Source organism: Methanospirillum sp. (assembly GCF_035406105.1).
Lineage (GTDB): Archaea > Halobacteriota > Methanomicrobia > Methanomicrobiales > Methanospirillaceae > Methanospirillum.
In genome coordinates this window covers 1-5,099 of sequence record NZ_DAONKG010000181.1, presented here as the reverse complement: position 1 = coordinate 5,099, position 5,099 = coordinate 1, and the positions used below count along the sequence as shown (strand labels likewise).

The 5,099-nt window shown below is 48.2% G+C and carries 6 protein-coding genes; 4 read left to right on the top strand and 2 right to left on the bottom strand.

Going from position 1 to position 5,099, the window contains the following annotated elements:
• A partial coding sequence (locus PLA23_RS10350; protein WP_324475128.1) for a pyruvate kinase alpha/beta domain-containing protein occupies nucleotides 1–398 on the top strand: 398 nt, incomplete at its 5' end.
• Between the two features lie 4 nt (nucleotides 399–402).
• Here PLA23_RS10350 and PLA23_RS10345 read toward each other — a convergent pair.
• Together PLA23_RS10345 and PLA23_RS10340 are read right to left on the bottom strand one after the other, a co-directional pair.
• Entirely contained in the window at nucleotides 403–609 is a 207-nt protein-coding gene (locus PLA23_RS10345) for a hypothetical protein (RefSeq protein WP_324328882.1), read from the bottom strand.
• A 13-nt stretch (nucleotides 610–622) separates the two neighbouring features.
• The gene (locus PLA23_RS10340; protein WP_324328885.1) at nucleotides 623–2,026 is read right to left on the bottom strand and encodes an MFS transporter; all 1,404 of its coding nucleotides are present in this window, start codon (nucleotides 2,024–2,026) and stop codon (nucleotides 623–625) included.
• 116 nt (nucleotides 2,027–2,142) lie between these two features.
• On the opposite strand from PLA23_RS10340, the gene PLA23_RS10335 reads away from it, so the two are divergent.
• The 3 genes from PLA23_RS10335 to PLA23_RS10325 are packed head-to-tail and all read left to right on the top strand — an operon-like array spanning nucleotide 2,143 to nucleotide 5,072.
• Nucleotides 2,143–3,837, top strand: a complete 1,695-nt coding sequence (locus tag PLA23_RS10335; RefSeq protein ID WP_324475127.1) for a PAS domain S-box protein — start codon at nucleotides 2,143–2,145, stop codon at nucleotides 3,835–3,837.
• Between the two features lie 40 nt (nucleotides 3,838–3,877).
• Nucleotides 3,878–4,282, top strand: a complete 405-nt coding sequence (locus PLA23_RS10330) for a pyridoxamine 5'-phosphate oxidase family protein (protein ID WP_324328889.1) — start codon at nucleotides 3,878–3,880, stop codon at nucleotides 4,280–4,282.
• A gap of 52 nt (nucleotides 4,283–4,334) precedes the next feature.
• On the top strand, nucleotides 4,335–5,072 hold the full coding sequence (locus PLA23_RS10325; RefSeq protein WP_324328891.1) for an ABC transporter ATP-binding protein: 738 nt from the start codon (nucleotides 4,335–4,337) through the stop codon (nucleotides 5,070–5,072).
• Nucleotides 5,073–5,099 lie beyond the last annotated feature (27 nt).

Sequence of the window (5,099 nt, the reverse complement as noted above, 5' to 3'; positions counted from 1 at the left end):
GTATCCTCAATGAACGATCCGACTGGCATGAGAGAAATGTTGAGGGAATCATCAGTTATCGTGCCTGTTATATTGCAGAAGAACTTGAGAGCCCGGCGATAGTCGCTTTCACACGATCCGGACTGACCGCAGAACGGGTATCACGATGCAGACCGCGGGCCCCCGTACTTGCCCTTACCCCGGACCCTGCTGTCGCAAGAAGACTTCTTCTCAGGTGGGGTATCCTGCCGGTTGTTTCTGATCCGATTCAGTCAGCAGATGAACTCTTCAGGGCTGCCGTAAAGATCGCCCGATCTACAGGAATCGCCCGGTCAGGAGAACAACTGGTGATAATTGCCGGGAATTTTTCCGGAAAGGAGGGACGAACAAACATGATAAAAGTGGAAGAGATTCCATAACCCCTTATTCAAACAGAACCGGTCGGAATTTCCCTGATCCTGATGATGCCTCCTGCTGTGCCCGGACCGGTTTTTCCTGACCCCTGCAGTTTTTTCCAATATCAGAAAGCATGCCAAAACTACAGCAGGCATGTATAACAGACCATGCGGCACACCGGTTCATGACACAGGGCTTTTTATCAAAAGGACAGAGGAGGGTTTTTTCAGTCATATATTCATATATTTCATCTGGATCCAACATATCCTTCTGTATGCCTGTCATGCAGAAACAGAAATGAAACGATCAGAATAATACTGCTTACTGCAATGACGGTTAAAAATACCCAATGATAGGCAAAAGGCTTTGGGACCTCCCAGTTCTCACCATGAATCACCATAACGGTCTGAAAGGAGGCAAGGATAATACCGGTGACTATGGGGCCAATCATCCCGCCAAGTGTCTGCATACTCTGGATAATGCCGGTTGCTTCTGCTGTCCGTTCTTCACCGACATGATCCATCACCCCAATCAGATCGGCTGTTGCCACCATAGACATGCCAAAGGAAAAGAGCATCCAGGCAATAACCAGGATGATAGCTGATACCGGAACCAGGATAAGAAGTACTCCTGCACTGATGAGAAACAAGGAGCCCACAATACAGGGGGTCCGGCACCCGGTAACCGGTATCATCCGTCCGGTCAGTGGGCCGGCCACCATATCACACAAAGTACCCGGAATCAAGATAAAACCAACCATTTCTGCCGGCATGGCAAGTCCTGTTGGAAGCCGGATGATATAAGGCATCATCTGAAGCAGGACAAAAAAAGTGAATATAGTCAGAAATCCGATGAGCATGAATACTGCAACCGGACGCTTTCTCATCAGCCTGAAGTCGGCCAGCGGATGGGATACCCGGATCTCTATCCGGATAAACAGGAGCATTCCAACGATGGCACCCGTCAGTACCAGGATCCCTGAAATACTGACCCGCTCATCTGATGGCAGGGAGAAGAAGACCAGGAATAGGAGAAGGAAGAGCAGCAGGGAGAAAAATCCTGAAAAGTCAAGTGAACCAGAACCTTTCTTTCCATGATCATTGCGGATACATAGTACCATGAAAAGGAGAAGAATGCACGATGCCGGAATAAGAACCATATAGGTCATTCGCCATGAAAACAATCCGGTTATAAAGGATCCGGTAATCACCCCAAGAAACGTTCCGGCACCATACATGGCGCTGATAATGCCAATACCCGTATCAGCGTCGGTCTCCGAAAACCGTTCTTTGATTAGTGCATACCCGAGGGGAAAAGCAGCTATCCCGGCACCCTGGAGGGCACGGCCTATGAGGAGGATCCAGATATCAGGTGCAAATAAGCCGCCGAAAAGACCGAGAATATATATGACAATACAGATCACGAGAAGCCGCTTATGTCCGAACCGGTCCCCTGCCGTTCCGACAAATGGTGAAGCTGCCGCTCCCACAAGCAGGACAATCGGTAAAATCCATGACTCATAAATGCCAGGAACGGAGAATTCATGTTCGATCTCCGGCAGGGCAGCAGTAAGCATGGACTCACCGGCCATGACCAGCATGACGGTCAGAGACAGGAGAAGGAGCAGAGAGAGATGATCGTTTGATATCACGGGTTTCAACCAATGAGCCCTTCTTTGTGTACTTCAGAGATCAATAAAACTATACCCCGCCTCTTATCATACATCAGAAGAAACCTACATTCATTATACATTCTCTCCGGGGGACCATGCAGGATAATGTACATATTGTTGGGATGATGTTTCGGGCAAAGGCTGATGCTGCTTTATCCTTTACCTTTGCTGATGAGGGGGCACGGGATGTTTGCGGGTATACCCCTGCAGAACTGGTGGATACCGGTCTTATCTCCCTTCCTGATCTTATTCATCCGGAGGAGCGTGATACCGTCAGAAGGACCATTCAGGCCGGACTGAATGAGAAACGATCCTTTGTCATATTTACCAGACTCCAGGTGAAGGATCGATCACGTGCTGAAGGAATTCTTATTGGATCGGGAGTATTTAATGGACCGCTCTCTCTTTCCGGGCTTGAAGGATACATCATCAGGGTACTGAGTCAACCCATCGCCGATATGGCCACCGGATTATTGTCACCTGATATATACCAGCAGCTCCTCTCCCATACCGAAGAACTCATCGCGCTGCTCAGTCCTGAGGGGCAGATTACCTATGTCACCCCTTCGGTCTCCCGGATTATCGGATATGATCAGGGTGCCGTGACAGGTCTGTTATTCACCCATCTCCTCCCTTCTGAAGAGCAGAAACGGTTTGATGAGTTTAAAACACAGATGCTTGCCGGGGGTGGAAGCAGTGCACGGTTTCATGTTAATCTGCCTGACGGCCAGATCCGTCCTGTCACTATCAGGCTTTTCAGACCGGCGGGAATGGCAGGGATGATTCTGAGTGCCTCACGAGCTGATGACCAGGATATCGTACTCAGCCGGGATAGTCTGTATCATGATCTCTTCGCACGAAACCCGGTCCCGGCAATCATCACAACAGCTTCAGACCTCCGTATTCTGGAGATGAACCATGCTGCCTCAGCATATGGATCATCATACTCACCACTCGGGCAGACTGGAGCTGATCTTCGGCAGAGCGGACTTATCAGCAGTGAGGTTATTGAACAGATACGGGAAGGACTCTCCATTGCAGACCAGGTGGATCTGCCTGACGTACAGGGCGGATGGCAGCCGGTCAGGATCATCGCCCGTGAGATTCAGAGTGGTGATCGGGATCTTATCATCTGGACCATTACCCCTGAAACAAGAGACAATGCAGAGCCGATGTCGGATTCCAGCACGGAACAGAAAGAATTCAGGCATACCTATATTACGCTCCTGCAGATGGTCAGAAATGTCCTCAGTCAAAAATACCTGTCCATTGCCGCAGAACCGGAGCATGATATCAGGTACGCCAAAATCCTTCTTGAATCTCTTTTGCAGCTGTATGAGGCAGGCGGGGGGAGAGGGGGAGGAGTTCACGTGTGCAGATACATCCGGCTTATTATCGGCTGTATTACCGAAGACTTTGCCGATGAGCTACAGGATATCGAGATCGTCATATCCTGTACGATAGATGACGCTGTTGCTGAAAGGCATGCAGTAATTGTGGGAATTATTACCGGTGAGGTTGTACTCAATGCAATCCGCCATGCTTTTAGTCCCGGACAGGCAGGAAGAATTGAGGTGTCAGTGCGGCGTGAGGAAGACTGGTATATTTATCAGGTCCAGGACAGCGGACGGGGCTTTCCTGAATCACTGATCAGAACCGGTAGCGCAACTTCAGGTTTTACGATAGTTGAAAATCTGGCAATGGAACTCTCCGGAACAATGACCCTGGCCAATGACGGTGGTGCAGTCGTTCGGGTTATCTTCCCGGCTGCGATGATCAGAGAGGCATAAAACCCGAACCTTTTTATGATTTCAGAGAAACTCAAGTACCATGACTGCACTGACTCCTGAGATGAAAGCCGCCTTTGAAGCGGTGAAGGTATTTCCTCTTGCAACAGCATCAAAATCAGGGATTCCAAATGTTGCGCCTATGGGATCGGTCTTTTTAATTGATGACGAGACGATCTGGATTGGCGATAATTTTATGCAGAAAACTCTCGCGAATGTCCTTGAAAATCCGAAGGCAGCATTATATGTGTATGGTCCCGGAGTAAAGGGATGTTATCAGATTAAGGCTGATGTTACGGTAAAGACAAGTGGCGAGGAACATGCAAAGATGAAAGCTATGATCCATGAAAAAAAACCAAATCTTCCGGCAAAGTCACTCCTTATACTCAAGATAACCGAAGTATACGAATGTATGCCGGGCGCAGAAGCAGGAAAAAGACTTTTATAACACCATTTTAAATATATCGTTTTGGCGTTCATAAAAAAAGGTACAGGACAATATGCTTCATATTATCGATCTTCATGCAGAAATTAATGGAAAAGAGATTTTACATGGAATCACCCTTCACATTGAACCTGGTGAGACCCATGTGCTGATGGGGCCGAATGGATCCGGAAAATCCACACTCCTTATGTGCATCATGGGGTTTGATGCATATACCATAACAAAAGGGACCATAACCTTCAACGGCGTCGATGTTACCCATATGCCGATCTATGAACGTGCCCGCCTTGGTATGGGTATCATGTTCCAGCGGCCTCCATCCATTCCTGGTCTGAAATTAGGAAAGATGCTTGATGTTATCGGTCCTGAAAAAAAACCGGAGGATATCTCTGCAGCAGTTGCCAGGATGAACATGCAGGAGTTTTTGGGGAGGGATATAAACCTGGGATTCTCCGGTGGAGAGATCAAACGGAGTGAGATTTTACAGATGATGATCCAGGACCCCCAGTTTATTATGCTTGATGAGCCTGAAAGCGGGGTTGATCTTGAGAATATTCATCTCATGGGAGAATCTATCGCCCTGCTTCTTCAGAAGAACCAGCGGTTTGTAAACCGGAAGAACAGCGGGCTTGTCATCACGCATACCGGGTATATTCTTGATTACCTTGACGTGGATAAGGGACATGTTATGATTAATGGTGAATTCAAATGTCATGGCAATCCACGTGAAATTCTCAAACTCATCAAGGAGAAAGGGTACAACGAATGTCTGCGGTGTGCTAAAATCCCCTGATTTATTTGAAGGGCCGATATTCCCCCG

Coding starts and splice junctions, on each gene's coding strand:
- PLA23_RS10345 (WP_324328882.1), bottom strand. CDS start 609: ATGACTGAAAAAACCCTCCTCTGTCCTTTTGATAAAAAGCCCTGTGTC.
- PLA23_RS10335 (WP_324475127.1), top strand. CDS start 2,143: ATGCAGGATAATGTACATATTGTTGGGATGATGTTTCGGGCAAAGGCT.
- PLA23_RS10330 (WP_324328889.1), top strand. CDS start 3,878: ATGACTGCACTGACTCCTGAGATGAAAGCCGCCTTTGAAGCGGTGAAG.
- PLA23_RS10325 (WP_324328891.1), top strand. CDS start 4,335: ATGCTTCATATTATCGATCTTCATGCAGAAATTAATGGAAAAGAGATT.